This window comes from Nonomuraea sp. NPDC059023 (assembly GCF_042740095.1).
Lineage (GTDB): Bacteria > Actinomycetota > Actinomycetes > Streptosporangiales > Streptosporangiaceae > Nonomuraea.
In genome coordinates this window covers 23,298-43,192 of the sequence record NZ_JBHYIO010000014.1, presented here as the reverse complement: position 1 = coordinate 43,192, position 19,895 = coordinate 23,298, and the positions used below count along the sequence as shown (strand labels likewise).

At 68.4% G+C, this 19,895-nt stretch carries 36 protein-coding genes; 31 read left to right on the top strand and 5 right to left on the bottom strand.

From position 1 onward, the window contains the following. Positions 1–24: 24 nt before the first annotated feature. From thyX to ACFWYW_RS23950, 12 genes are all read left to right on the top strand, one after another. Positions 25–705, top strand: coding sequence for an FAD-dependent thymidylate synthase (gene thyX, locus ACFWYW_RS24005; RefSeq protein ID WP_379620805.1), 681 nt, complete (start codon positions 25–27; stop codon positions 703–705). Further along, entirely contained in the window at positions 702–833 is a 132-nt protein-coding gene (locus ACFWYW_RS24000; protein ID WP_379620803.1) for a hypothetical protein, read from the top strand. Before thyX ends, ACFWYW_RS24000 begins: the two co-directional genes overlap by 4 nt. After that, positions 830–967: a hypothetical protein gene (locus ACFWYW_RS23995; RefSeq protein ID WP_157247841.1), complete on the top strand. Its 138-nt coding sequence runs from the start codon at positions 830–832 to the stop codon at positions 965–967. Before ACFWYW_RS24000 ends, ACFWYW_RS23995 begins: the two co-directional genes overlap by 4 nt. Next, a complete protein-coding gene (locus ACFWYW_RS23990) occupies positions 964–1,530 on the top strand; it encodes a hypothetical protein (RefSeq protein ID WP_379620801.1) in 567 nt (188 codons plus the stop codon). Before ACFWYW_RS23995 ends, ACFWYW_RS23990 begins: the two co-directional genes overlap by 4 nt. Next, positions 1,530–1,748 (top strand): hypothetical protein, encoded by a 219-nt coding sequence (locus ACFWYW_RS23985; RefSeq protein ID WP_379620799.1) that lies wholly within the window; start codon positions 1,530–1,532, stop codon positions 1,746–1,748. Before ACFWYW_RS23990 ends, ACFWYW_RS23985 begins: the two co-directional genes overlap by 1 nt. Continuing rightward, positions 1,745–2,326, top strand: a complete 582-nt coding sequence (locus tag ACFWYW_RS23980; RefSeq protein ID WP_379620797.1) for a hypothetical protein — start codon at positions 1,745–1,747, stop codon at positions 2,324–2,326. The genes ACFWYW_RS23985 and ACFWYW_RS23980 overlap by 4 nt, the downstream gene beginning before the upstream one ends. A 132-nt stretch (positions 2,327–2,458) precedes the next feature. After that, entirely contained in the window at positions 2,459–2,743 is a 285-nt protein-coding gene (locus tag ACFWYW_RS23975; protein WP_157247845.1) for a stage V sporulation protein S, read from the top strand. 67 nt (positions 2,744–2,810) lie between these two features. Further along, a complete protein-coding gene (locus tag ACFWYW_RS23970; RefSeq protein ID WP_379620794.1) occupies positions 2,811–3,065 on the top strand; it encodes a hypothetical protein in 255 nt (84 codons plus the stop codon). Between the two features lie 14 nt (positions 3,066–3,079). Further along, positions 3,080–3,394 carry a hypothetical protein gene (locus tag ACFWYW_RS23965; protein ID WP_157247847.1) on the top strand — a complete coding sequence of 105 codons (315 nt, stop codon included), beginning with the start codon at positions 3,080–3,082 and terminating at the stop codon, positions 3,392–3,394. Position 3,395: 1 nt separating this feature from the next. Continuing rightward, complete coding sequence (locus ACFWYW_RS23960; RefSeq protein WP_379620792.1) at positions 3,396–3,599, top strand: hypothetical protein; 204 nt, start codon at positions 3,396–3,398, stop codon at positions 3,597–3,599. Beyond that, complete coding sequence (locus ACFWYW_RS23955) at positions 3,599–4,117, top strand: hypothetical protein (RefSeq protein ID WP_157247849.1); 519 nt, start codon at positions 3,599–3,601, stop codon at positions 4,115–4,117. Before ACFWYW_RS23960 ends, ACFWYW_RS23955 begins: the two co-directional genes overlap by 1 nt. Before the next feature lie 3 nt (positions 4,118–4,120). Next, complete coding sequence (locus ACFWYW_RS23950) at positions 4,121–5,674, top strand: hypothetical protein (protein WP_379620790.1); 1,554 nt, start codon at positions 4,121–4,123, stop codon at positions 5,672–5,674. Here the strand turns inward: ACFWYW_RS23950 and ACFWYW_RS23945 are convergent. Further along, positions 5,671–5,838: a hypothetical protein gene (locus ACFWYW_RS23945; protein WP_157247851.1), complete on the bottom strand. Its 168-nt coding sequence runs from the start codon at positions 5,836–5,838 to the stop codon at positions 5,671–5,673. The genes ACFWYW_RS23950 and ACFWYW_RS23945 overlap by 4 nt on opposite strands. Before the next feature lie 31 nt (positions 5,839–5,869). On the opposite strand from ACFWYW_RS23945, the gene ACFWYW_RS23940 reads away from it, so the two are divergent. The 11 genes from ACFWYW_RS23940 to ACFWYW_RS23890 all read left to right on the top strand — a co-directional run bounded on the left by ACFWYW_RS23940 (position 5,870) and on the right by ACFWYW_RS23890 (position 12,330). Continuing rightward, positions 5,870–6,133 carry a hypothetical protein gene (locus ACFWYW_RS23940; RefSeq protein WP_157247852.1) on the top strand — a complete coding sequence of 88 codons (264 nt, stop codon included), beginning with the start codon at positions 5,870–5,872 and terminating at the stop codon, positions 6,131–6,133. A gap of 57 nt (positions 6,134–6,190) precedes the next feature. Further along, the gene (locus ACFWYW_RS23935) at positions 6,191–6,355 is read left to right on the top strand and encodes a hypothetical protein (RefSeq protein ID WP_157247853.1); all 165 of its coding nucleotides are present in this window, start codon (positions 6,191–6,193) and stop codon (positions 6,353–6,355) included. Beyond that, on the top strand, positions 6,356–6,526 hold the full coding sequence (locus ACFWYW_RS23930) for a hypothetical protein (RefSeq protein WP_157247854.1): 171 nt from the start codon (positions 6,356–6,358) through the stop codon (positions 6,524–6,526). Then, entirely contained in the window at positions 6,523–6,651 is a 129-nt protein-coding gene (locus tag ACFWYW_RS23925; protein ID WP_281367855.1) for a hypothetical protein, read from the top strand. The genes ACFWYW_RS23930 and ACFWYW_RS23925 overlap by 4 nt, the downstream gene beginning before the upstream one ends. Then, entirely contained in the window at positions 6,648–7,457 is an 810-nt protein-coding gene (locus ACFWYW_RS23920; protein WP_379620785.1) for a peptidoglycan-binding protein, read from the top strand. Before ACFWYW_RS23925 ends, ACFWYW_RS23920 begins: the two co-directional genes overlap by 4 nt. 29 nt (positions 7,458–7,486) lie before the next feature. Further along, on the top strand, positions 7,487–7,993 hold the full coding sequence (locus ACFWYW_RS23915; protein WP_379620783.1) for a hypothetical protein: 507 nt from the start codon (positions 7,487–7,489) through the stop codon (positions 7,991–7,993). After that, the gene (locus tag ACFWYW_RS23910) at positions 7,915–8,433 is read left to right on the top strand and encodes a hypothetical protein (protein WP_379620781.1); all 519 of its coding nucleotides are present in this window, start codon (positions 7,915–7,917) and stop codon (positions 8,431–8,433) included. The genes ACFWYW_RS23915 and ACFWYW_RS23910 overlap by 79 nt, the downstream gene beginning before the upstream one ends. Positions 8,434–8,541: 108 nt before the next feature. After that, positions 8,542–9,534 (top strand): hypothetical protein, encoded by a 993-nt coding sequence (locus ACFWYW_RS23905; protein ID WP_379620779.1) that lies wholly within the window; start codon positions 8,542–8,544, stop codon positions 9,532–9,534. Next, a complete protein-coding gene (locus ACFWYW_RS23900) occupies positions 9,531–10,013 on the top strand; it encodes a hypothetical protein (protein WP_379620777.1) in 483 nt (160 codons plus the stop codon). Before ACFWYW_RS23905 ends, ACFWYW_RS23900 begins: the two co-directional genes overlap by 4 nt. Continuing rightward, the gene (locus ACFWYW_RS23895) at positions 10,010–10,843 is read left to right on the top strand and encodes a hypothetical protein (RefSeq protein WP_379620775.1); all 834 of its coding nucleotides are present in this window, start codon (positions 10,010–10,012) and stop codon (positions 10,841–10,843) included. Before ACFWYW_RS23900 ends, ACFWYW_RS23895 begins: the two co-directional genes overlap by 4 nt. Further along, positions 10,843–12,330, top strand: a complete 1,488-nt coding sequence (locus tag ACFWYW_RS23890; RefSeq protein WP_379620773.1) for a hypothetical protein — start codon at positions 10,843–10,845, stop codon at positions 12,328–12,330. The genes ACFWYW_RS23895 and ACFWYW_RS23890 overlap by 1 nt, the downstream gene beginning before the upstream one ends. A gap of 229 nt (positions 12,331–12,559) precedes the next feature. Here ACFWYW_RS23890 and ACFWYW_RS23885 read toward each other — a convergent pair whose 3' ends face one another. The 4 genes from ACFWYW_RS23885 to ACFWYW_RS23870 form a co-directional block, all read right to left on the bottom strand. Further along, complete coding sequence (locus tag ACFWYW_RS23885) at positions 12,560–13,672, bottom strand: hypothetical protein (protein ID WP_379620771.1); 1,113 nt, start codon at positions 13,670–13,672, stop codon at positions 12,560–12,562. Between the two features lie 55 nt (positions 13,673–13,727). After that, positions 13,728–13,976: a hypothetical protein gene (locus ACFWYW_RS23880; protein ID WP_379620769.1), complete on the bottom strand. Its 249-nt coding sequence runs from the start codon at positions 13,974–13,976 to the stop codon at positions 13,728–13,730. 46 nt (positions 13,977–14,022) lie between these two features. After that, on the bottom strand, positions 14,023–14,211 hold the full coding sequence (locus tag ACFWYW_RS23875; RefSeq protein WP_379620767.1) for a hypothetical protein: 189 nt from the start codon (positions 14,209–14,211) through the stop codon (positions 14,023–14,025). A gap of 119 nt (positions 14,212–14,330) precedes the next feature. After that, entirely contained in the window at positions 14,331–14,678 is a 348-nt protein-coding gene (locus tag ACFWYW_RS23870) for a hypothetical protein (protein WP_379620766.1), read from the bottom strand. Between the two features lie 323 nt (positions 14,679–15,001). Between ACFWYW_RS23870 and ACFWYW_RS23865 the strand changes: the two genes are divergently transcribed. The 8 genes from ACFWYW_RS23865 to ACFWYW_RS23830 all read left to right on the top strand — a co-directional run bounded on the left by ACFWYW_RS23865 (position 15,002) and on the right by ACFWYW_RS23830 (position 19,687). Beyond that, a complete protein-coding gene (locus tag ACFWYW_RS23865) occupies positions 15,002–15,601 on the top strand; it encodes a hypothetical protein (protein WP_379620765.1) in 600 nt (199 codons plus the stop codon). A gap of 66 nt (positions 15,602–15,667) precedes the next feature. Then, positions 15,668–16,003 (top strand): hypothetical protein, encoded by a 336-nt coding sequence (locus ACFWYW_RS23860; RefSeq protein WP_379620764.1) that lies wholly within the window; start codon positions 15,668–15,670, stop codon positions 16,001–16,003. A gap of 91 nt (positions 16,004–16,094) precedes the next feature. Then, positions 16,095–16,631, top strand: coding sequence for a hypothetical protein (locus tag ACFWYW_RS23855; protein ID WP_379620763.1), 537 nt, complete (start codon positions 16,095–16,097; stop codon positions 16,629–16,631). 154 nt (positions 16,632–16,785) lie between these two features. Beyond that, positions 16,786–17,490 carry a hypothetical protein gene (locus ACFWYW_RS23850; protein WP_379620762.1) on the top strand — a complete coding sequence of 235 codons (705 nt, stop codon included), beginning with the start codon at positions 16,786–16,788 and terminating at the stop codon, positions 17,488–17,490. An 88-nt stretch (positions 17,491–17,578) separates the two neighbouring features. Next, positions 17,579–17,806 (top strand): hypothetical protein, encoded by a 228-nt coding sequence (locus ACFWYW_RS23845; protein ID WP_379620760.1) that lies wholly within the window; start codon positions 17,579–17,581, stop codon positions 17,804–17,806. 67 nt (positions 17,807–17,873) lie between these two features. After that, positions 17,874–19,085 carry a hypothetical protein gene (locus tag ACFWYW_RS23840; protein ID WP_379620758.1) on the top strand — a complete coding sequence of 404 codons (1,212 nt, stop codon included), beginning with the start codon at positions 17,874–17,876 and terminating at the stop codon, positions 19,083–19,085. Positions 19,086–19,111: 26 nt separating this feature from the next. Beyond that, positions 19,112–19,369: a hypothetical protein gene (locus ACFWYW_RS23835; protein WP_379620756.1), complete on the top strand. Its 258-nt coding sequence runs from the start codon at positions 19,112–19,114 to the stop codon at positions 19,367–19,369. A 27-nt stretch (positions 19,370–19,396) separates the two neighbouring features. Then, positions 19,397–19,687, top strand: coding sequence for a hypothetical protein (locus tag ACFWYW_RS23830; RefSeq protein WP_379620754.1), 291 nt, complete (start codon positions 19,397–19,399; stop codon positions 19,685–19,687). The last annotated feature ends 208 nt before the right edge of the window (positions 19,688–19,895 follow it).

Sequence of the window (19,895 nt, the reverse complement as noted above, 5' to 3'; positions counted from 1 at the left end):
CACCAACCACCAGGAGAAACCACCATGCGAGTCACCCTGCTGAGCTCAAGTAGGGCCAGCAACGAAGTGCTCGTCCGGGTCGCCCACCCCGACGAGCGTGACACCGACGCGGACCTGATCGCCGAGTACGCCGGACGCATCTGCTACCAGAGCTGGCACAAACCCAACCCGGCCACCCGCCGCAACACCGACTACCTGGCCAACATCCTCGAGCAGGGCCACCACAGCGTCCTGGAGCACACCCACGCGGCCTTCCTCATCGAGGGCGTGTCCCGGCACCTGCTCGGCGAACTCACCCGCCACCGGCACGCCGGATTCTCCGTCGAGTCGCTGCGCTACTGCCCGCCCCGGGACTACACCCTCCACCCCACCCTGGCCGAGCAGGAGAACCCCATGATCCGCCGGGTCCTCCAGGAATCCTGGCGAAACGCGAGCGACCACTACGACTGGCTCTACAAGTACCTGATCGCCTCCGGCTACAAGATCAAGGAAGCCCGCGAGGCAGCCGCCCAGGTGCTGCCCCTGAACACCAGCACCGACCTGGTCGCCTCGGCGAACCTCCGCGGCTGGCGCGACCTGCTGAGCAAGCGACTCGACCTCACGGCCAACCGCGAGATCCGTCGGCTCGCCGAGCGCCTGCTGGCCGAGCTCCGTACCCTCGCCCCGAACTCCGTCCAAGACATCACGCTGAAGGAGCAGGCGTGAACAGCTACCTCGACACCCTCCTGCACGGCCTGATCTTCGGCGTCATCGTCGCCGTGATCGCTGGCCTGCTCGCCCCCATCTCCGTCATCGTCATGAACGCCTACCTGCGATGGAAGGCCCGCCGATGACCGAGATCCTCATCGCGGTCATCGCAGCCGCCGCGCTGTTTGCCACCTACCGGTTCGGGCACGCCATGGGCCACGCCGACGCCACCATCGACCTCGCCCTGGCCTCCCTGCGCGAGCTGGAGGAGCGCCAGTGAAGCTGATCATCGGCCTGCACGGCTTCGCCCAGTCAGGCAAGGACACCTTTGCCGACGCCCTCGTCCGAAACTACGACTTCCGCAAGGTGGCCTTCGCCGACCCCGTGCGTGAGCTGCTGGCTGAGCAGAATCCCGTCGCCCTGTTCGAGGACGGCCACCCCGTACGGTTGCGCGAGCTGGTCGACCGGTTCGGCTGGGACGAGGCCAAGCAGATCTACCCCCCGGTGCGCGAGCTGCTCCAGTCGACCGGCATGAGCGTGCGCCAGGTCCTGGGAGCGCGCACCTGGATCGACGAGGCGTTCCGCCGGGCCGAGAGCGCCGACCGCGTGGTCTTCTCCGACGTGCGCATGACCAACGAGGCCGCCCTGCTGCGCGACCTGTACGGCGCCACCCTGGTCAAGGTCGAACGGCCCGGCATCGGCCCGGTCAACGACCACATCAGCGACGCCGGACTGCCCGAGCCGCTGTTCGACTGGCGCATCACCAACTCCAGCACCATCGCGGACCTGATCGCCCAGGCCGACATGCTCATCCACCGCCTGACCATCCGGAGAACCCGCTGATGAGCGCGCCCACCATCACCGACATCTTCGCCATAGGCGGCCGACTGTACGCCTCCCGCCGCGCCCTGAACTGCGCCATCACCGCCGACTACGGCCGGCCCCCGTACAGCCACACCGTCCGGCCGACCATCTACCAGGCATTCGGCAACGTCAACGGCGAGATCGAGTGGGGCGAGGTCACGGAGCAGTTCGCCCGCCCGGCAGGGGAGGGGGCGTGATGCAGCTCGCCCTGCCCGGCATGCCCGAACCCGAGCCGCTGTTCGTCGGGCTGGACCAGTCCTACACCGGCTTCGGGCTGATCGTCCTCGGCCCGGACACCGGCATCGTCAAAGCCATCACCGGCGCCTGGCCCGCCAAGAAGCACGGCAGCGGCGTGATGCGGCTGCTGGAGATCTACCACTGGCTGTGGAAGGAACTGTCGCCCTACCGCGACCGCATCGAGCACGTGGTCATGGAGGGCTACGCGTATGAGTCCCGCTTCGGCCGCGAGCAGGCCGGCGAACTCGGCGCCACCGTCAAGCTGGCCTTGGCCGAGGCCCTGCCCGACCCGATCCGCTACCCGACGATCGTCCCGCCGCCCCAGCTCAAGCAGTTCGCCACAGGCAGGGGCAACGCCAGCAAAGACGACATGATCACGGCCGCAGCGCAGCACGGGTTCGTGACCAAGAACCACAATCTCGCCGATGCCTACCTGTGTGCCCGGCTCGCCCACCTGGCCGTCGTGGGCACCACCAATCCCGCCCAGGAAAGAGTGCTGAGAAAGCTCACACTCCTCACCGAACGGCAAGCCGCCTGACCGATGAGATACCAGTCGCCCCGCCCGGAACAATCCGTGTGGGGCGACTTCGTATTAACAAAAGAAAAACGGCCGAATCTACCCTGGAAGGAAGATTTCCAACACGGAGCATTTCCCTTTCAGGAGCCCTATATGAGCCTGCCCGACGACAACGAGGTGCTGCTGCGCGTCGCCTCGACCACCAGCTCTTCCTCCCTGGCCGCCACCATCAGCCACGCCGTCTACGACGGCAAACGCGTCTGGCTGCGAGCCATCGGAGCGGGCGCGGTGAATCAGAGCGTCAAGGCCCTGGCCATCGCCTGCGGATTCGTCGGCTCGCGCGGCTACTCCCTGTCGTTTCGCCCGTCATTCGAGACGGTGAAACTCGCCGACGGGTCACCCACGGCCATCAACATCCGCGTCATCGCCGAACGCTGAATTAATTTCCGGGCGGCCAGAAAATCTACACTGGAAAAGCGGACGAACAAAAAGGAAAGGCGGATTCGTGGAGGGTTCCAGAAACGGCGGATTCGCAGACTCCGCCCGCGCGGCCACCATGACCCGCTTCTACTCCCGGCAGGTCGGCGCCGGGCGCGCAGGCCATCGTCGGCGCTCGGTGCTGGAGCCGTACGCCGCCAGCCCCAACGGCCACTCGCCCTCCGACGCCCAGCGCATGCTGCCCAGCGGCGATGTCCTGCCCTCCGTCAACGGCGTGTCCGCAGAGACCTACGACCGGCGCACCTGGCTGGGCGCGTCCTGACCCGAGGAGAGTCCGTGAAGGACAAGACGACCACCACCTTCCCAACCATGGGCACGCAGGCGTCGACGTTCGTCAACCGCTCGGCCGAACGCGGCCCCACCCAGACCAGCGTCCTCAAGAGCGGCAACGCCAAGGGCGGCATGATCGAGGCCGTCCTGCACGGCTACCGCCAGCAGATCCCCGAGCGGCTCGGCCACAAGGGCGCCGTCCAGGCCACCTATGTCTACCCCAACGCCGAGGAGTCGGCCGCCACCGGCCGCAACGTCTACACCGTCCCGTCCAAGGCCGGACTCGGCGACTTCTACCTGCACCAGAACCGGGGAGCCTGACATGCCCGGCCCCCTGCTGGCTGCCATCCCGGCCGTCCTGGGCACAGTCGCCCGGGTCGCCGGGCCCCAGCTCCTGCGCGCGGCGGCTGGCGCGGCAGCCCGCGGCGCCGTCAGCAAGAGCGCCCAGTTCGCCGAGTCAGCGATGAACCACAGCGCGGCTGCCCAGCACACCCAGCCCAACGTCCCCGACGTTCAGGGGCCGTAGTGCCCTGGTCCTACAACACCTTCGTCGCCCAGCCCGGCGGCACCACCACGGGCGGAGGCGGCGGAGCCGGGACCGGCTACCGCGACCTGCTCGACGCCAAGCGCTCGGGCCGCGTCCCCGCCATCCCCTCAGCCCAGTACCCCGACGGCTACCTCGGCACGATCGCCTCACGCCGCGAGGACCGGCTGCTCAACTCCGTCAAGGCCAAGCTCAACCAGCGCTCCTACCAGCGCGGGGTCCACAAGGGCGAGCGCGTCGCGCCCGCGGACTACTTCTGGACCGCCGAGGTCAACCCCCAAGCCGGCCTCCAGGCTCAGGCCCGCGGCACCAAGTGGACCGCCAAAGGAGACGCCGTCGAGCGGCTCGCCCACGGCGGCAAGAACGCCCTGGTCAGCCCCGAGGAACTCGGCCGCCTGGCCGCCCAGTACGGCGTGCAGGTCACCGACCCGGCCGCCCGCCGCGAATCAAACCCCCAGTTCGCCGAGCAGATGCGCCGCCATCTGCCCACCTGGAAGTAGAGCATGCCCCCCAAGAAGAAGGGTCCGGCCGACCCCAACCTCAACCCGATCACCGGCCAGCCCGCCAACACATTCACCGCCACCACCGGGCGCGCACTGCCCCGCGCGGTCAACGCCAAGCAGTTCGAGGGCCCCGCAGCCGACGCCACCCGGATGCGCCGTCTGCACCGCGAGGTCACCGCCCCCGGTGGCAGCGCTGACGCCCAGCTCGGCTACCGGCGGCCAGAGGGCATGTCCCACGCCGATTTCACCTGGCTGGCCGGTGGCCACCGCATGTTCCCCAACACCGCGGCCGAGCGCGGCAGCCCCGCGATCAACCAGCCGCACGAGCATCACCCCGAGATCACCGTGCAGCGGCGAGCCGAGGACCTGACGGGCCCGGAGTACCGCAAGGGCGAGGCGGTGCTGGCGCACTACGGCCACGACCCGAGGAACCCGATCGGCTCTCTGGAGAAGACCCATCACCAGGCACTCGACCGGGTCATGGCCGAGCACATCCAGGCGGGCGTGAACGAGTCCGGCTCCCAGATGTTTTACGGCGGCAGGCCCACCACCCGCCTTCCCGACGCTGACCTGCAAAAGCGTCACGATGAGAGCATGATGTCGGCCTACGGCCGCCTCGAGCAGGCCCATCACAACGTGATGAGCCACCAGCAGTTCGCGGACAACCCGGTCATGGCCCGCGCGGTGACCAACCAGGCCGTGGCCGACACATCTCCGAACTCCAAGTGGCGCTCGAAGGACTCCTGGCCCAACATCGAGCAGGCCGAAGAGGCAGTGAGCGCAGCGGTCGAAGGCCGCGACCCGAGGTTCATCTCCGGCCGCAAGCAGAACAACTACAAGGTGGTCGAGCGCACTCTGCACAGCCTGTCCACCGGAGACCCGTCGACCCATCACTACGGCGACCCGTACTCCGCGGCCAAGACGATCGCCTTCCGCGGCGCGCTGGCCGACAAGGACCACGCCGACGCCTACAAGGTCAGCGACATCCATGAGGCGTCCGTCGTCGCGCCGGGCCTGCCCACCAGCAAGTCGAAGATGTACACCGGCGCCGACGGCAAGAAGTTCCCGTACTACGCTGACCAGCCCGTCTCGGCGGTCAGGGGCGCGACCCCGGTCATCAAGACCACCGTGAGCGAGAAGACCGGGAAGGTCACCGAGAAGCACGACACCGGCAACAGCCGCCCCGAGCAGATGCTGTCGGACGGCAAGAGCTACGTCCACGCCCTCAACGACTACGCCACCCGCCGGGTGGCCGCCGAGCGCGGCCTCAGCCGCGGCGTCAACTACGCCGACAACGCCCACACCATCCAGGCCGCCGCCTGGGGCAGCCAGCAGATGCGCCGCGCAGACGTGATGGTCAGCCACGCCGACCAGTACCCGGTCGTGCGTGACTGGGCCTCGGAAGGCGCGCAGTCACTGAGCCCGGAATGGTCGTCCCACTTCGGGGAGCACTCCGGAATGCACCTGGGCGCACAGTTCCGGCCGAACCCGAACACGAAGATCAACACCAATCCGAGCAAGGACAAGCCCTACCCGGTCATGCCGGGCGACTAGATGTAGTCGCGCTCGCCGTAGTAGAACTCGGCGTCCTCCTCGGAACCGCCCCGTTCCAAGAACTCCTCCCGGGTCATGTCCCCGGGTTCCAGCGACGTCCCAGGGCTGTCCAGTTCCGGCCCATCGAGCTCGGAGTCGAACTCCTCGCTGCTGCTCTCGCTCATGCCCGAATGCTACCGGAAAGGTGTTCGATTAGTGCCCGCTGGACCCTGGGCGTCGCTGCCCGAAAACCTCGTGAGTGACCGCCTGGACGAGCTGATGAACGCCTCGGCGCAGGCGATGAACGCCATCAGGCCACCGATCCCCAACATCGGCCGGGTCGCCCCCCGCTATGGCCTGGGCAAGCACGTCATCGAGGTGGCCGACGTCGTCCGCCTGGACGAGCTCTACCCCGGCCCCAAAGCAGACCCGCTGTCGGCCCGGCCTGGTTACTCGGGGACCGAACATTACCATTTGTGACGCCATTTTAAATACGCTGGGAAATGTCCACGTCGGAATTATCCAGGAAGGGCGCACATGGGCACTCGAAAGCCGATGGCAGCGACCGACCGGCGCCGTGGCGGAATTGGCGACAACGTGCGTTTCACCGTCCCGAAGGACACCGACGGCGCCGGGCCTCCGCTCGCGGAGATATTCAACGACCGGCGCAAGCCCAACGGAACCGGAAAGCGAATCGCCTAAATGGCCTACCCCACCTCCCGCAGCATGAGCGCCGAACTGGCCGAGGGCATCACCGACGGCGCCGTCCGCAAGCCCGCCCCCGATCGGGGCGGTCTTGGCCACAGCCCCGCCAACGCCTACCCCGGCCACGTCATGACCGGCGTGATCGGCCCGAAGGGCGGCCTGGCGTGAGCGAGCTCGACCACTCCCCGCGGCCCCTGGCCCCGCAGAACAAGGCGGCCGTCACCCCCGAGGACGGTGAGCAGGACGGCGAGATCCTGGATCTGCCCGTCTACGACGGTGGGAGCGGCTGGTGAGCCTCACCGTCGAGGAGTTCCTCGACACCCTCAAGAGTTTCAAGGGTTACCGCGAGCAGCCCGACAAGGACACCACCTTCGGCCTGTGGTGGGACTCCCGGCACCGCACGCACGGCTTCCGCGACGCCGCCTGGTGCGACATGTTCCTGGCCTACTGCGCCTTCAAGGCCGGCGGCGAGCAGGGCCTGGACATCATCGGCGAATATGCGTACACGCCCTACCACGCAGGCTGGTTCGCCCGCCATGGAGCGTTCGGCAACCGGCCCACCAAGGGCGCCGTGGTGTTCTTCGACTGGGCAGGCACCCGCTCGATCAGCGCCATCGACCACGTCGGCGTGGTCCTGGGCACTGACAACCGGGGCCGCGTGGTCACCATCGAGGGCAACACCGAGGACGCGGTCAAGATCCGCTACCGCGACCGCCGCTACATCGTCGGCTACGGCTATCCCAAGTACGCCAAGGTCAGCGTCAAGCCCCGCCCGGACGACCAGCCCGGCAAGCCCACCAAGCCGACCCGGCCCACCAAGCCCTCGACCGGCAACCAGGCACCGCGCTTCCCCCTGACCGCAGGCCAGGTCTACGGCATCGGCCACCGCACCGGCACCGCCAAGGCCGACAAGGACGCCATCCGCCGTTTGCAGGCCAAGCTCGCCGACCGCGGCTGGGCCATCACCGCTGACGGCGTCTTCGGCCCCATCACCCGCCAGGTCGTACGCGCCTTCCAGGACGAGAAGGGCCTGGCCGTCGACGGCCTCGTCGGCCCCCGCACCTGGGCCGCGATCTGGGACGCCCCCGTCACCGCCTGACCCCCACGACACGAACCAAGAAACGGCGCATGACCACCGAACCCAAGATCCGGCTTCTGCTCTGCGGCACCTGCACCACCATCGAGGAACTGCCCGACCACCACGGCCCGGTCGAATCCGACGACCTGCTCGCCTACCTGGCCTCCCGCCACCGCTTCCCCTCCGGCACCCCCCACGCGGGCGGCCAGCTCTTCGACGTCGAAGAGAAGCACTGGCGCAACACCGAGACTCGCAAGCAGATCGTCGACCAGATCAACGCCCGTAGCGGAGAGGGCCTGGGCCGAAGCTTCTACGAGCTGAAGGACACCTTCAAAGAGGACGCCTTCACCTGCTGGAAGAAGCACAACCGCACCACCAACTGCGGCGACTTCAAGTCCGAGGCCAAACGCCTGACCCCCGACACCGCAGCCGAGCGCAAGGCCGCCGGGCTCGGCAAGGCCCGCTCCAACCGCTTCCTGTGCGAGTTCTGCCCCCACTTCAGCGTCGTCATGCAGCGCATGCGGGCCGCCCGAGGCGACTACCACTACACCGGCTGACACCCGCCCACGCCACCGAACACCACCAGGCCCACCAGCCGACCAACCACCCGGAGAACCACATCAACAGCGCAGGCGCCGCCACCATCATCGGCCACACCCCCGACCCGCAGCCCGCCGCCGGCCCGAGCCCCGCAGGCCCGGATGACACGCCCGCCCCCGGCCTGCCCGTCCGCACCGCGTTCGTCATCTACCAGGACTACGACGGCGCCTGGGTCGGCACCAACGACCCCGCCCTTATCAGCGACAAGCTCACCCTCGACAAGACCGCCCACCCCGACGAGATCACCGCCGGATGCTCGGTCGTCGCCGACGAGATCGTCGCCCAGAAGACCGCCATGCAGGTCCACAACGTCATGATGGCCGCCGCCCGCCAGGCCGCCGAAGCCCAAGCCAACGCCGCCATCCTCAACCAGGTCCGCAACGCCCCCAGGCCATAGGCGGAAACCCACCGACAAAGGGCCCTCCGCGCGCGGCGCTTCCGGAGGGCCCTTTCCGCCTATTCGGCGAATAACTCGAAAAACACCAATCAGCCTAAACTGGAATACATGGGCTACCAATCGGCGTCACATTTTCTCGACAATGCCGCACAATCGTCCGGGCGTATTACCGTCGCCTCGGGCCACAGCGGCTATTTCTCGACGCCCGATCCCGGCCTCGACCCGGCCCTGTTCGACGGCCAGAAACTCCGGCCGCACGTCCGTGACACGATCACCGGGTCATTCACGCAATTCATGCGCTCCCGCTTCCGCGACCAGGACTCCTGGACCCGGCTGTGGCTGGCCGGATCCGGCATCTCCCACCAGTGGTCCGGAGACCGAGGCAACGGCGACCTGGACGTCATGGTCGGGATCAACCCCCTGCGCTTCCGCCAGCTCCAACCCGAGCAAGCAGCACTGTCCGAACCGGAGCTGGCGGATTTCATCAACTCCCTGCTGCGCGCCGAACTGTGGCCGCAGACGGCCCGCACCCACCTGGGCGGCAAGGTCTTCGAGCTCACCTACTACTGGAACCCGGCCACCACCAACGCCCCGGGCGGCGTCACCGCGATCCACCCCTACGCCGCCTACGACTTGACCGCCGACACCTGGACCGTGCGCCCGCCGCGCCTGCCCGCCGACCCGCGCACCCTCTACCCGGCCGACTGGTGGGCCCAGGTCGACCGCGAAGCGGCCACCGCCCGCGACATCATCGCCCGCTACAACGCCGCCCGCGGCACCGCCCAATCCACGCCCATCGCCAGCCCCGGCCACACCAACGCGATGACCGCCCTGCACCTGGCCGTCGACCAGGCCAGCCACCTGTTCGACGACATCCACACCGGCCGCCACCAAGCCTTCGGGCCCGGCGGCCACGGCTACGGCGACTTCGCCAACTTCCGCTGGCAGGCCGCCAAAGCCTCCGGGATCGGACCGGCGCTGGCCGAGATCGCCGCCGTCGGCCGCCAAGCCGCCCTGGACACCCAGCGCCATCTGTACGGCCAGCCGCTCGCCGAGGCCAGCACCGCCCGCCTCCAAGCCCTGCTGTGGAGCAGCCGATGACCGGACTCGCCCTGCTGACCGTGGACGGGCTGCTGCGCGACGAAGCCTCCGGCGCCCCGATCCCCACCGGCCGCGCCCTGTACGCCGCCATCGCCAGCGTCCACCGCCTGGCCCTCATCAGCGACCAGCCCGCCAGCCCGTGGCTGGAACTCAACGGGTTCACCGACCACCAGTTCGTCCTCGAAGCCCACCCCACCGACCCCGACGACCCAGCCATTCGCCGGCTACGCCAGGTCGAGCGGCTACGCGGCCAAGGCGCCCACATCGCCCTGCTAGCCGACCCCAACCCGGGCGTCATCGCGATCCTGGCCAGCAGCGGCATCCCCCTCCTGCACTACATCCACCCCGCCTACGCACGCCCCGAGTACCTGCCGGACCACGAGGCGGCCCTGACCCCCTGGCAGCTCATGGTCGACGAGGTCGACCGCGTGCGCAGCCTGCGCGCTGCCGACCCCCGACCCGACAAGGACGCCCCGTGATCAACCCCGACGCCGTACCCGAGATCCTCGCCCAGCGCGCCGCTCGCCTGCACGCCGCGGGCAAACTGTTCAACGGGTTCGTCAACAACCCCGGCCAGCAGCGCATCCGCGCCCGCGCCGAGCGCGGCAAGAAGCAGGCCACCGCCCGAGCCCGCGCCGAGTGGGAGCAGGCCGCCCGCAACGCCAGCGTCAAGAACCCCGCGCCCGCGCCGGGCCCGACAACCGCACCCGGCCCGGGAGTGGACCTGTCGCCCTACGACAAGCCGCCCGCCGTCACCTTCGACCCGCTCAACCGCTCCAGCGCGAGCGACAAGCGAAAGGCAGCCCCGGCGCCGGGCGCCCGCAACCACGTCGGCCAGGTCATCCCGCCCAGCCCGCAGGAGAAGGCCGCGTTCATCCAGCGGCGCGTCGCTCCGTACGTGCGCCAGCTCAACCGCGTCACCGACCCGCGGGACCTGCCCGCCGTCCAGGCCCGCGTCGGCGCCCGCCAGGTTCCCACGCCCGGGCGACTGCCCAAGCCCGGCCCAGCCATCGCCCAGCCCAGCCCCGGCCCGGCCAGCCCGCCCCAGCCGCCCACCTACGGCCAGCGGATGCGCCAGGTGATCCGCGAGGGCATCGAGGACATCCAGGCCAAGCGCATCGCCCAGTCCACCCTCCTGGCCGCCCAGCGCTCGGGCCGCATCCCCCCGCCGACCGGCGGCCAGCAGACGCTGTTCACCGTCGGCCAGACCAGCCACACCGCAGGCAAGGCGGCGCCCGCGGGCCGCGCCCCGGTCGACTGGTCAACCGCCCGCAAGCGGGCCCAGCACCACCAGCCCGGCCTGTTTTGATGTTGTCGCTGTACTTCGGCGGCTCGGAGGTGCCCGGCTGGCGCACGCTCCTGGCCGCCCAGGGCGTCGACCACGTTGCCCTGTCCTTTGTCGGGCTGCTGCGCCGGACCAAACTCACCCGGCCCTGGCTCATCTCCGCCAAGTACCCCGACCACCAGAGCGTCTTCGTCGACTCCGGCGGATACACCCTCAACGCCAAGCCGCAGGAGTGGCCCGCTGAGCGCGTCGAGGACCTGGCTGGCGCCTACCGGACCTTCATCGAAGCCAACCTCGACCGGATCGCCATGGTGTCCGAACTGGATGCGACCAGCATGGGGCCGGACTGGCTCGCCCGCCACCGATCGGACTTCTACGACCACCTGGGGGAGAAGTTCCTGCCGATCTGGCACGCCGAGCACGGCGTTGCCGAACTGGAACGACTGGCAGACCGCTACGGCCGGGTCGGCGTTCCCCAGATCTCCGTCGCCGGGCGCGACATCGCCGGACTCCTCAACCGGCTCGCCCGCCGCGGCGTCCGGATCCACGGCGTGGCCATGACCAAGACCGACCTCATGGAGCAGATCGGATTCGACTCTGTCGCCTCCACGAGCTGGCTGTCTCCGGCCCAGTACGGCGACACCCAGATCTGGACCGGACACGCCCTCAAGCGCTACCCGCGCAAGTACAAGGACCAGGGCCGCAAACGCCACCGGCAGCACCTGGAGCGCGCCGGCTTCGACATCGAGCTCATCGAATCGGACAACGCGAGCGAGGTCCTCAAGGTCGCGATCTGGAGCTGGCGTCAGTTCGTCGACCACATCAACACGCGCAAACGGAAAGTAGTTGATATGTCCCCCGAAACGCCTTCCGGACCAAACGCGGAAGTCGAGCCGGACCCAGTTGATACCCCCACCCCGCAAACGCGGAAGCCGGTACCAACTCCACGCACCGGAGAGCGAGCCCTGCTGCCCGGCCTGACCCTGGCCCAGGTGAGCGAAACCGGGATCGGAGACGACGGCCAGCCGACTACTACCACCCGTTCCCTCGTCGAGCTCCAGGCCGACAGCCTGCGCCAGTGCGACACCTGCTACCTCGCCTCCCACTGCCCGGCCAACAGCCCCGGCAGCGCCTGCGCCTACACCATCCCGGTCACCATCAAGACCCGCGACCAGCTCCGCGCCGTCGAGGACGCCGTGGTGTCCATGCAGTTCCAGCGGGTCGCCTTCCTGCGCCTGGTCGAGGAATCGGAAGGCGGCTACGCCGACCCCAACCTGTCCGCCGAGATCGACCGGCTCCACCGGATGCTCGCCAAGCGCGCCGAGGCCGACGCCGAGGGCTTCAGCCTGACGGTCAAGGCGTCCGGCCGCGCCATGGCCGAGGGCGGCACCATCGCCCGCCTGTTCGGCTCCGATGCCAGCCACCGCGCCCGCGAACTGGAGGCACCCCGCCGCAGCGATGACGTCCTGGCCAGCCTGGACGTCGTCGAGGCAGAGGTCATCGACAGGTAGTTGATATCCCGGCCTGCTGAGAGCAGGAAACCCTCTCTTCAGCGAGGCTGAGCGCGAGTGCCCGGCTGCTACCTTGGGCCTCGAGGCCGCCGCTCAGCGGTGGTTCCTTCGGTCGGCGGGGTGGTGCCCGCCGATTGGTTGGGCACCAGGGCGGATGGTACCCCCTGGTGTTTGGTGGAAATACGCGAAGACCCCGCCGGAGCGGCGGGGTCTTCGTGCATTCCGGAGATCAGACCTTGATCAAGCCGGTCCGGCCCCCGCGCGTGGTGATCTCCTCCCTGCGACGCTCAGGCTCGGCGTCCCACGTCACGATGGCCGATGCCTTGGCCACGCGCCCGGTCACGGTCCCCAGGCGGCCCGTCTTGCTCGACTGGACCCGATCGGCCTCATCCAGCGGAACCAAGGCGTCGAAGTCAAAGCAGCAGTCCACGTAGGCGTAGCCGTTCTCATCCGTGACCATCCGGGCGCGGTGGTGGAAGGGGCACAACAGGTGGCTCTCGTGCCGAGCCCAGCCGTCATCGCCCAGGTCCCGCTGCGCGCCGCAGTCACGGCACCGGTCGGACAGGTCGACCTGGAGCGGGCCGGATTCCACCACGCCGAGCTGCTGACCCACCGATCGGATCCGGTGGAGCAGACCGGCAGTCGCCGCCACCGTGGCATCCGAGGCAGGGAAGGCGGCCCGCAGCGCCATCACCTGCGAACCGTGGTCAGCCACCACCGCCATGCTCTCCAGCAGTCCCAGCACCTTCTCCAGGTCATCAAGACTCACCTGAGCGGTCCGGACTTCGCCGCTGTGGTAGCCGTGCCGCTCCTGGTGCTCGATGGTCACCCCGTGGACGGCCAGCCGGTCGGCGATGGCGTTGTTCCGATCGCACGAGGCCATGATGCGCTCGCGGCGGGCCTGACGCAGAGCCTCGGCCTGCGCCTCCTCCTCGCGCCGCGCCGTGACGGTCGGCTCATACTCACCGAGGATCTTGGGCAGCGACGACACGAGGATGTACTCAAAGCCGTCGTCAGTGCTCGCCTTCGTCGCGGCCAGCATGTCGTCCAGCTTGACCGTGGCGGCCTTGGCCTGGAGCCGCTCCACCGTTTGCGACAGCGTCTCATCCTTCTTGGAGGTGACGGTCAGCGCCGGGTATCCGGCCACACGATTGCCGTAGGCACTCAACCGTGCGGGCCTGGCCTCCCTGGACGTCTGGAACACGGTGGAGCCGTTGCGGCGGTCCCAGGAATCGGCGTGCTGGACAAGCTGGGAGAGGTCATTGAGGAACACCACGGGGTTGTCAAAGCCCCGGTGGTCGTAGAGGTAGACGAGGCCCGGCTGGATGTCGGCCTTCTTCATGGCGGGGGACTCCTTCAGGTGCTGGTTGGTGGTGGTGTTTGGTGGTCGCTGCTGGTCAGCAGCGGTCGCCGGGCCTGGTGGTCGCCCGGACCTCGCGCGGGCAGTCCTCGGCGATGTAGTCCTGCCACGAGGTGATGTTGTTCTTGAGCCCCTTCACCCGGTTGCGTAGGCCCTTGCGGAGCCAGCCGTCTGCTTCGGCAGCCAGCGCGAGCTCTACCTGGGTCAGTTCGACCTGGCGCTCGGCGATGATCTGCTCGGCTGCTGCCAGGCGGACCGCTTGGTCGGTGCTGGCGAAGGGGTTCACGTGGCGCTCCGCTTGGTGGTGGGGGAGTCGTCGGGGCCGCGCGTGCCTATCGCCAGTCGGCGCTGATCGCGGGGTATTCGGGGTTGTTCGCGAAGTGCGAGGCGATCTGGTTGCCGATGTAGCGGCGGATGTCCTCGCGGACAACTGCACCTGTCGGCTCCACGCCGTAGGCGGTGGCCCACTGCCGGACGCCCTCAGGCGAGGCGTCCACGGTGATGGTGAGGCTGATCTTCATTGCGCGTTCCTGTCTTGGTCGGAGCTGTCGGAGCTGGCTGGACCTGCTGCCCGGTAACCGGGCGAGCCACGCTGCCAAGCAGGCGAGATCGCAGCCGTGGTAGATCGGCCTGCCGGATTTCACGCGGACGCCTTGCGGAAGTCTTCGGCGAACTTCGGCCAGAACTTGAGCGCGGTCTCCAGAGCCCACTGCCTGGCCGCTTCGACCCCATCCGTTTCGCTGTGCTCGTGCCAGGTCCACGAGATGTCGACGCCGTACTGCCGGTACTCCTCACGCATCCAGGACTCGAAGCTGGCCTGCGTGGGGCGGGGGCAGGCGGAGATCGACTCTGGGTCGTAGCCGTCGGCCTCCTTGTGGGCGTACAGGGCGAGCATCCCCAGGAAGTCGTGGGTGTTGGGCTTGAACTCGACGCGGATCTGCGCGAACAGCTCGCTGCTCGGTAGGTAGCGGTACCAGCGCAACGCCATGTCCAACTCCTTCGGTGGTCGGTGGTGATGTGGCAGAAGCTAAGCATGGGCGAAAGCTGTAATGCAAGTCAGGCTTTACAAGATTCTGTGTGAGAGGTTGGTTTGGTCGCCCCTCGTCTGAGTGCCGCATGCAAGCCCTCTCGCGTAGGGCTGGGGCGATGTTGGCAGCCATCGCGCCGAGCATCCCCGTGTGACGCCCCTGTGTGCCACGCTCTCGGACTCGCTGCAAGATTCTCGTAAAGCTGGACTTGTGTTAGAGCTTTCGCACATGCTTTGATGGCTCCACCACCAACCAACCAGTCCCACCGAAGGAAACCCGCTTCATGGACACCCAGGCACCCGCGCCCCTCCCAGCGGTCGGCGAAACCATCACCCTCCCGTACACCGCCCGCACAACCATCAAGGCCGAGATCGTCATGTGGGGGGATGCGAAGGACTCCACGTGGAGGGTCTGTGTCGCCAAGGGGGCACGACGTGACAGCCCCCACAAGACGAGGTTCGCCGTCTTCGCCATCGAGACCACCGACACGCAGCGCACGCCCCGCTTCGTCATCTGGCACACGAAAGACGCGATGTGGCGCACCTACCGCGAGCGCTTCACCTCCGCCGTCTACCGGGCCGTGGTCGGCCTCACCCACTACGTGAGGTACCTCGACGGGCAAGACGTCCGCATCCCGCTGACGTTCCTGGAACTGCGCGGTCAGGGCTGTTTCCGCATCCTGGGGCCTGACTTCACCGCCGTACTGGAGCACCACGGAGGCCGCCGCTACAGCCTTCACTACGGCCCCCAGGGCGAGGTCGCCGAATCGATGCCGGTCAAGGGTCGCAACCACGCCCTCCAGGCCCTGGCCGCCTTCCACGAATTGCCAGCAGATCGGCTCGACGCCGTCGACTACAAGGGCGACCCGCTGACCTCCCGCTAGACCACAACCGGCCCGCCCCACCAGCGGGCCCGCCACCTCCACCACCCACCACCGAAGGAAGCCGTCATGCGCCACGACCCCCGCCCGCCTTACCAGCCGGGCGACACCCTCTCAGGCATGTACTTCGACCGGGGGACCACACTCGGCCCGGTCGTCGTCACCTCGTGCGTGATGGACACCAGCGCGGCACGCGGGACGCGCTGGAAGATCCAGGGCACCGCTTCGACCTCCGGCGGACCCAAGCCGGTGTCCTACACCGTCAACCGCAACGGCGAGTCCGACTACTGCTCGCCGCGCCGCTGCCACGTGTGCCGGGGCCAAGGAACCGTACGACTCAACGACGGGGCATGGCCCCCAGTCTGGGCCTGCGACACCAACCAGCACGACCCCAGCAAGCCCTGACGAGCCCTCCGCAGGCCGGACCCAGCCGGGCCCGGCCCGCCGGGGAGTCCGCCAGGACTGCCACCAAACACCACCCCGAAGGAAGATCACCATGGGCACCCACACCATCGACGCCCTGGCCGTCGTGACCTACCACGTCCCCGACTCAACCCCGCCCGCCCAAGCCCTGGAGCTCCTCCGTGAGACCCTGGCGGAAGGGATCGAGTACGACGACCAGCCCGCCCCAGGGCACGACCCCAGGATCCTCCTGACGTGCATCTCCAGCCGCCGGGACCCAGCGCTGATCACCGGGGACGACGACGGCATCCCCTACCCGGACGAGTGCGCAGTCCCGTTCGCGTCCGCCGTCCTCGACACCCTGCTGACCAATCAGGCCACCAGCTTCTACGAGGCGACGAGCGAGCTTCGTAAGTTCTCCACCGAGGCTGCGCACCTGAAGTGGTTGCGGGAGGAGTGGGGCAGGGTTGTGCAGTCTGAGCGTGTGGCCCTGGTCGCCCTGATCGGGCTGCGCTGGCCGCGCCTGACACCGGAGCAGCTCGCCGAGGTCCTCGATGGCCTGGAGCGCGTGCACGGCACCATGGACGACTTTCTCAACGGCGGCGCTCGACGCCCGCCCTACCTGGCCTGACCTGCTCTGACGCCACGACAAGCCCCGGCCTGACAGCCGGGGCTTGTTGCGTTTTGGTCACAGCCCATCAGCATATGCGAAAGCGATAGTGCATGTAGCGCTTTACGAGATATGCTGAGGCTCCGCCCGACAGCAACCCCGGAAGGACCCCCAGATGGCACGCAAGCTCGCCCCCGCCAAGACCCCCACCGTCGCGCTCGCTCGCGTCCTGCGCTCCCTGGGCCTCAAGCAGGGCGAAGACTTCCGCATCGAGGGCATCTACAACCGCTTCACCATCAACGGCAAGGGCTACAAGGAGAGGCACGGCACCCGCCTGGGCTACTACTCCACCCACGCCGCTCGCGTCATCTGGGACAACGCCGAGCACATCGAGGCCGCCACCGAGGCCGAGGGCTACGGCTTCTACGTCCGCACCACCATGGTCACAAACGCCGGCAACCGCCTGGTCTCGGTCAACAACCAGGGCAGCAGCGACCTTGCCGAGGCCCGCTGCCGCGAGCGCGCAGCCGCCTACGTTGCCAAGGGCATGGACTCCTGGACCGCCCGCGAGGCCGCCGAGATCACCCCCGCCAACCTGGCCCGCTTCACCCTCTGGGTCATCAACAGCCGGGGCACTTGGGCATCCCGCGAAGCTATCGCCAGCGCGTTCGACAACGCCGACCAGACACTGGCCGCTGAAGGCATCGACTCCCGCTGCCTGGTGGACGGTACCAACGCCGATCGCTGGGCCTCCCTGATCTTCGCCGCCTACGAGGACGCCCAGGCGATAGCTGACCGCCACGGTTGCCCCCTCCACAGCCTTCCCACTGTCGAACACCCCGGCTTCACCGCCTGGGCCGGTGTCTCCCCCCAGCAGTGAGCTACCCGACATCGACGACCAACCCATCAGGTCCGACTCACCACCGGGCCAACGCCACCACCAACCACCGCCGAAGGACCACTCCGCCATGTACCCACTGAGCATCCGCAGGCCCGCCGCTGAAGCCCTGGCCTACCGAGTCGAGCCCATCGGCCACCTCTGCCCCGCCTGCTTCCCGCCGTACAACAACGACGACGCCGAGATCGGCGAGGTCTACCCCTGGACCCTCGACATGGAGCCCGGCGAGCCCGAGTTCACCTGCGCCCTCTGCGCTCGCGTCATCGCCACCGCGCCGCCCGAGCCAGTCGACGACTAATCCACCAGGCCCGACTCACCACCGGGCCCGCACCGCCACCAACCAACCACCTGAAGGAGCCCCCACCATGACCGCCTACATCACCCCCGCCATGCTCCGCGCACTGACCTACGCCCACGAGACCCAGCAGCAGGGCAAGCCCGGCATCATCTACCGGGGCGGCCCCCAGCTCGGCGAACCCGGCCAACACGCCACCGCCGCCACCCTCTCCGCGCTCGCCCGTCGAGGTCTGGTCACGCCGATCACGGCCGAGACCACCACCCGCCGAGGCCACCGGGTCCCGACCCTCGACGCCGTCCAGATCACCGACGAAGGAAGCGCCTGGGTCGAGAGGCTCCAGCGACTGGAGAACGCGGCCAATGACGCTGAGCCCACTGAAGCCGAAGAACCCCGTTCCCTGCCGCACATCACGATCAAGGCCCAAGACCTCGTCCCCGGCCATCTCATCCACCTCGAAGACGCCGAGCCTCACACGTACGCCCAGATCCTGACCGGTCCTGTCGAGCGCTTCGAGGGTTGGGCCACCGTCACCGCCACCAGCGAAGACGACCACGGCACCCCCAGCACAGCCACGCACTCCTACCCAGCCGACGCACCCATCACCGTCGCCACCCTGGCGCTCATCAACACGACCCCGCCCGCCGTGGTCAGCGATGCCCCGACGCTCCGTACCTACACGGTGACCTACCTCATGCGCCTGAGCGACCACGAGATCCTTGTGGCCGCCGTCCTCGCGGGCGAACACAACTGCGTCGACTCCGAGTCCAACTCCGGCCAATGGGGCGACTACCAGCGCATGGCCGACACCGTGCAGGCCGCAGACCCCGACGCCGCAGAGGAAATCATCCAGGACGCCCACAGCGAGGACTGCTGCGAGTGCCACGACGAGTGTCCCGAGTGCCTTCCCGAAGGCGACTCCGTCGACATGCACAGCGACATCACCCTGGAAGACGCCGAGACTGCCCTGCGCACTCTCGGCGAGTACGACCAGAACTACGGCTGGCCCGACCCGATGCTGATCCTGAACCACGAACGGCAGGCGATCATCACCAAGGTCAGCCTGCTGTGGACTGAGCAGGAAGAGAGCGACGAGCCCGCCGACCTGACCGGCCTGCTCGACACCGCAGAGCGCGCCGCAGCTCTTGATGCCCTCGGTGCCTACGTCTACTTCTACGACGGCCTGAAGGACGGGCATGACGTTCTCAGCAGCCGCCAGAAGAAGATCGCGGCCAAGGTCGGTAGGGCCTGGATCATCCAGCAGAGCGCGACGGACGCCTAGCCGTACTCTCCCCGTCTACCGTCGCTATGAGCTACCTCCCCGACGCCCTGGCCTGGAAGCCCGGCATCCCCAAGGACCGCAAGGGCGCAAGGGTCCGCCACTACGACCGGGCCGACCGCGACATCCAAGGGGCGGGAACGGTGACCTTCACCCTCGCCGGGGGAGCGGGCCGCTGGTTCGTCCAGCGCTCCCACTTCGGAGCAAGCCCTGAACCCCACAGGACGCGCTACTTCCCCAACCGCCGCACGGCCCGCGAGTGCTTCGAGCACCTGGCCTACGAGTAGCCACCACCACCAACCGAAGGACCACCCATGTACGACTTCACCATGCAGGACGCCGAACTGACCGCCGCCACCGAGGGCCGTGAGGTCTGGCGACTCCACCCCAACCACGGCCTCGCCTTCCTGGTCGCCTACTACGCCCCCGGCGACGGCTACATCTGGGGCGAGGTCTTCCCCGACAAGGACGGCGACGGCTGGGTCTGGTCCGTCTGGAACGGCTCCAACTGCGTGCGCGGGATGCGCGGCAAGAGGCCCGAGGAGTCCGCCGAGATCGCGGTCAAGCGCGCGGAGGACCTCGTGACCAAGACCCTCAGCGCCTAGCACCTCAACCCCAGGCCCCCGGCGATGCCGGGGGCTTTCGCATGTCCGGGCCCTGCTGGCGGCCGAAATCGCGCCAGGCTCAGCGCACCCCGTTGCCGACACGATGCCCCACAGCATGCCCACGGACTCGACCGGCCCGCCCACGTCGCCGGTACGGCGCAGGTCACGATTATTCAGCGCGATTATCTGGCCCATTCTTCCGAGCCAT

Excerpts from the sequence above, each read along its gene's own strand:
- thyX (WP_379620805.1), top strand. The coding sequence starts at position 25 with ATGCGAGTCACCCTGCTGAGCTCAAGTAGGGCCAGCAACGAAGTGCTC.
- ACFWYW_RS23995 (WP_157247841.1), top strand. The coding sequence starts at position 830 with ATGACCGAGATCCTCATCGCGGTCATCGCAGCCGCCGCGCTGTTTGCC.
- ACFWYW_RS23985 (WP_379620799.1), top strand. The coding sequence starts at position 1,530 with ATGAGCGCGCCCACCATCACCGACATCTTCGCCATAGGCGGCCGACTG.
- ACFWYW_RS23975 (WP_157247845.1), top strand. The coding sequence starts at position 2,459 with ATGAGCCTGCCCGACGACAACGAGGTGCTGCTGCGCGTCGCCTCGACC.
- ACFWYW_RS23960 (WP_379620792.1), top strand. The coding sequence starts at position 3,396 with ATGCCCGGCCCCCTGCTGGCTGCCATCCCGGCCGTCCTGGGCACAGTC.
- ACFWYW_RS23950 (WP_379620790.1), top strand. The coding sequence starts at position 4,121 with ATGCCCCCCAAGAAGAAGGGTCCGGCCGACCCCAACCTCAACCCGATC.
- ACFWYW_RS23945 (WP_157247851.1), bottom strand. The coding sequence starts at position 5,838 with ATGAGCGAGAGCAGCAGCGAGGAGTTCGACTCCGAGCTCGATGGGCCG.
- ACFWYW_RS23935 (WP_157247853.1), top strand. The coding sequence starts at position 6,191 with ATGGGCACTCGAAAGCCGATGGCAGCGACCGACCGGCGCCGTGGCGGA.
- ACFWYW_RS23930 (WP_157247854.1), top strand. The coding sequence starts at position 6,356 with ATGGCCTACCCCACCTCCCGCAGCATGAGCGCCGAACTGGCCGAGGGC.
- ACFWYW_RS23915 (WP_379620783.1), top strand. The coding sequence starts at position 7,487 with ATGACCACCGAACCCAAGATCCGGCTTCTGCTCTGCGGCACCTGCACC.
- ACFWYW_RS23905 (WP_379620779.1), top strand. The coding sequence starts at position 8,542 with ATGGGCTACCAATCGGCGTCACATTTTCTCGACAATGCCGCACAATCG.
- ACFWYW_RS23900 (WP_379620777.1), top strand. The coding sequence starts at position 9,531 with ATGACCGGACTCGCCCTGCTGACCGTGGACGGGCTGCTGCGCGACGAA.
- ACFWYW_RS23890 (WP_379620773.1), top strand. The coding sequence starts at position 10,843 with ATGTTGTCGCTGTACTTCGGCGGCTCGGAGGTGCCCGGCTGGCGCACG.
- ACFWYW_RS23885 (WP_379620771.1), bottom strand. The coding sequence starts at position 13,672 with ATGAAGAAGGCCGACATCCAGCCGGGCCTCGTCTACCTCTACGACCAC.
- ACFWYW_RS23875 (WP_379620767.1), bottom strand. The coding sequence starts at position 14,211 with ATGAAGATCAGCCTCACCATCACCGTGGACGCCTCGCCTGAGGGCGTC.
- ACFWYW_RS23870 (WP_379620766.1), bottom strand. The coding sequence starts at position 14,678 with ATGGCGTTGCGCTGGTACCGCTACCTACCGAGCAGCGAGCTGTTCGCG.
- ACFWYW_RS23865 (WP_379620765.1), top strand. The coding sequence starts at position 15,002 with ATGGACACCCAGGCACCCGCGCCCCTCCCAGCGGTCGGCGAAACCATC.
- ACFWYW_RS23860 (WP_379620764.1), top strand. The coding sequence starts at position 15,668 with ATGCGCCACGACCCCCGCCCGCCTTACCAGCCGGGCGACACCCTCTCA.
- ACFWYW_RS23855 (WP_379620763.1), top strand. The coding sequence starts at position 16,095 with ATGGGCACCCACACCATCGACGCCCTGGCCGTCGTGACCTACCACGTC.
- ACFWYW_RS23850 (WP_379620762.1), top strand. The coding sequence starts at position 16,786 with ATGGCACGCAAGCTCGCCCCCGCCAAGACCCCCACCGTCGCGCTCGCT.
- ACFWYW_RS23845 (WP_379620760.1), top strand. The coding sequence starts at position 17,579 with ATGTACCCACTGAGCATCCGCAGGCCCGCCGCTGAAGCCCTGGCCTAC.
- ACFWYW_RS23840 (WP_379620758.1), top strand. The coding sequence starts at position 17,874 with ATGACCGCCTACATCACCCCCGCCATGCTCCGCGCACTGACCTACGCC.
- ACFWYW_RS23835 (WP_379620756.1), top strand. The coding sequence starts at position 19,112 with ATGAGCTACCTCCCCGACGCCCTGGCCTGGAAGCCCGGCATCCCCAAG.
- ACFWYW_RS23830 (WP_379620754.1), top strand. The coding sequence starts at position 19,397 with ATGTACGACTTCACCATGCAGGACGCCGAACTGACCGCCGCCACCGAG.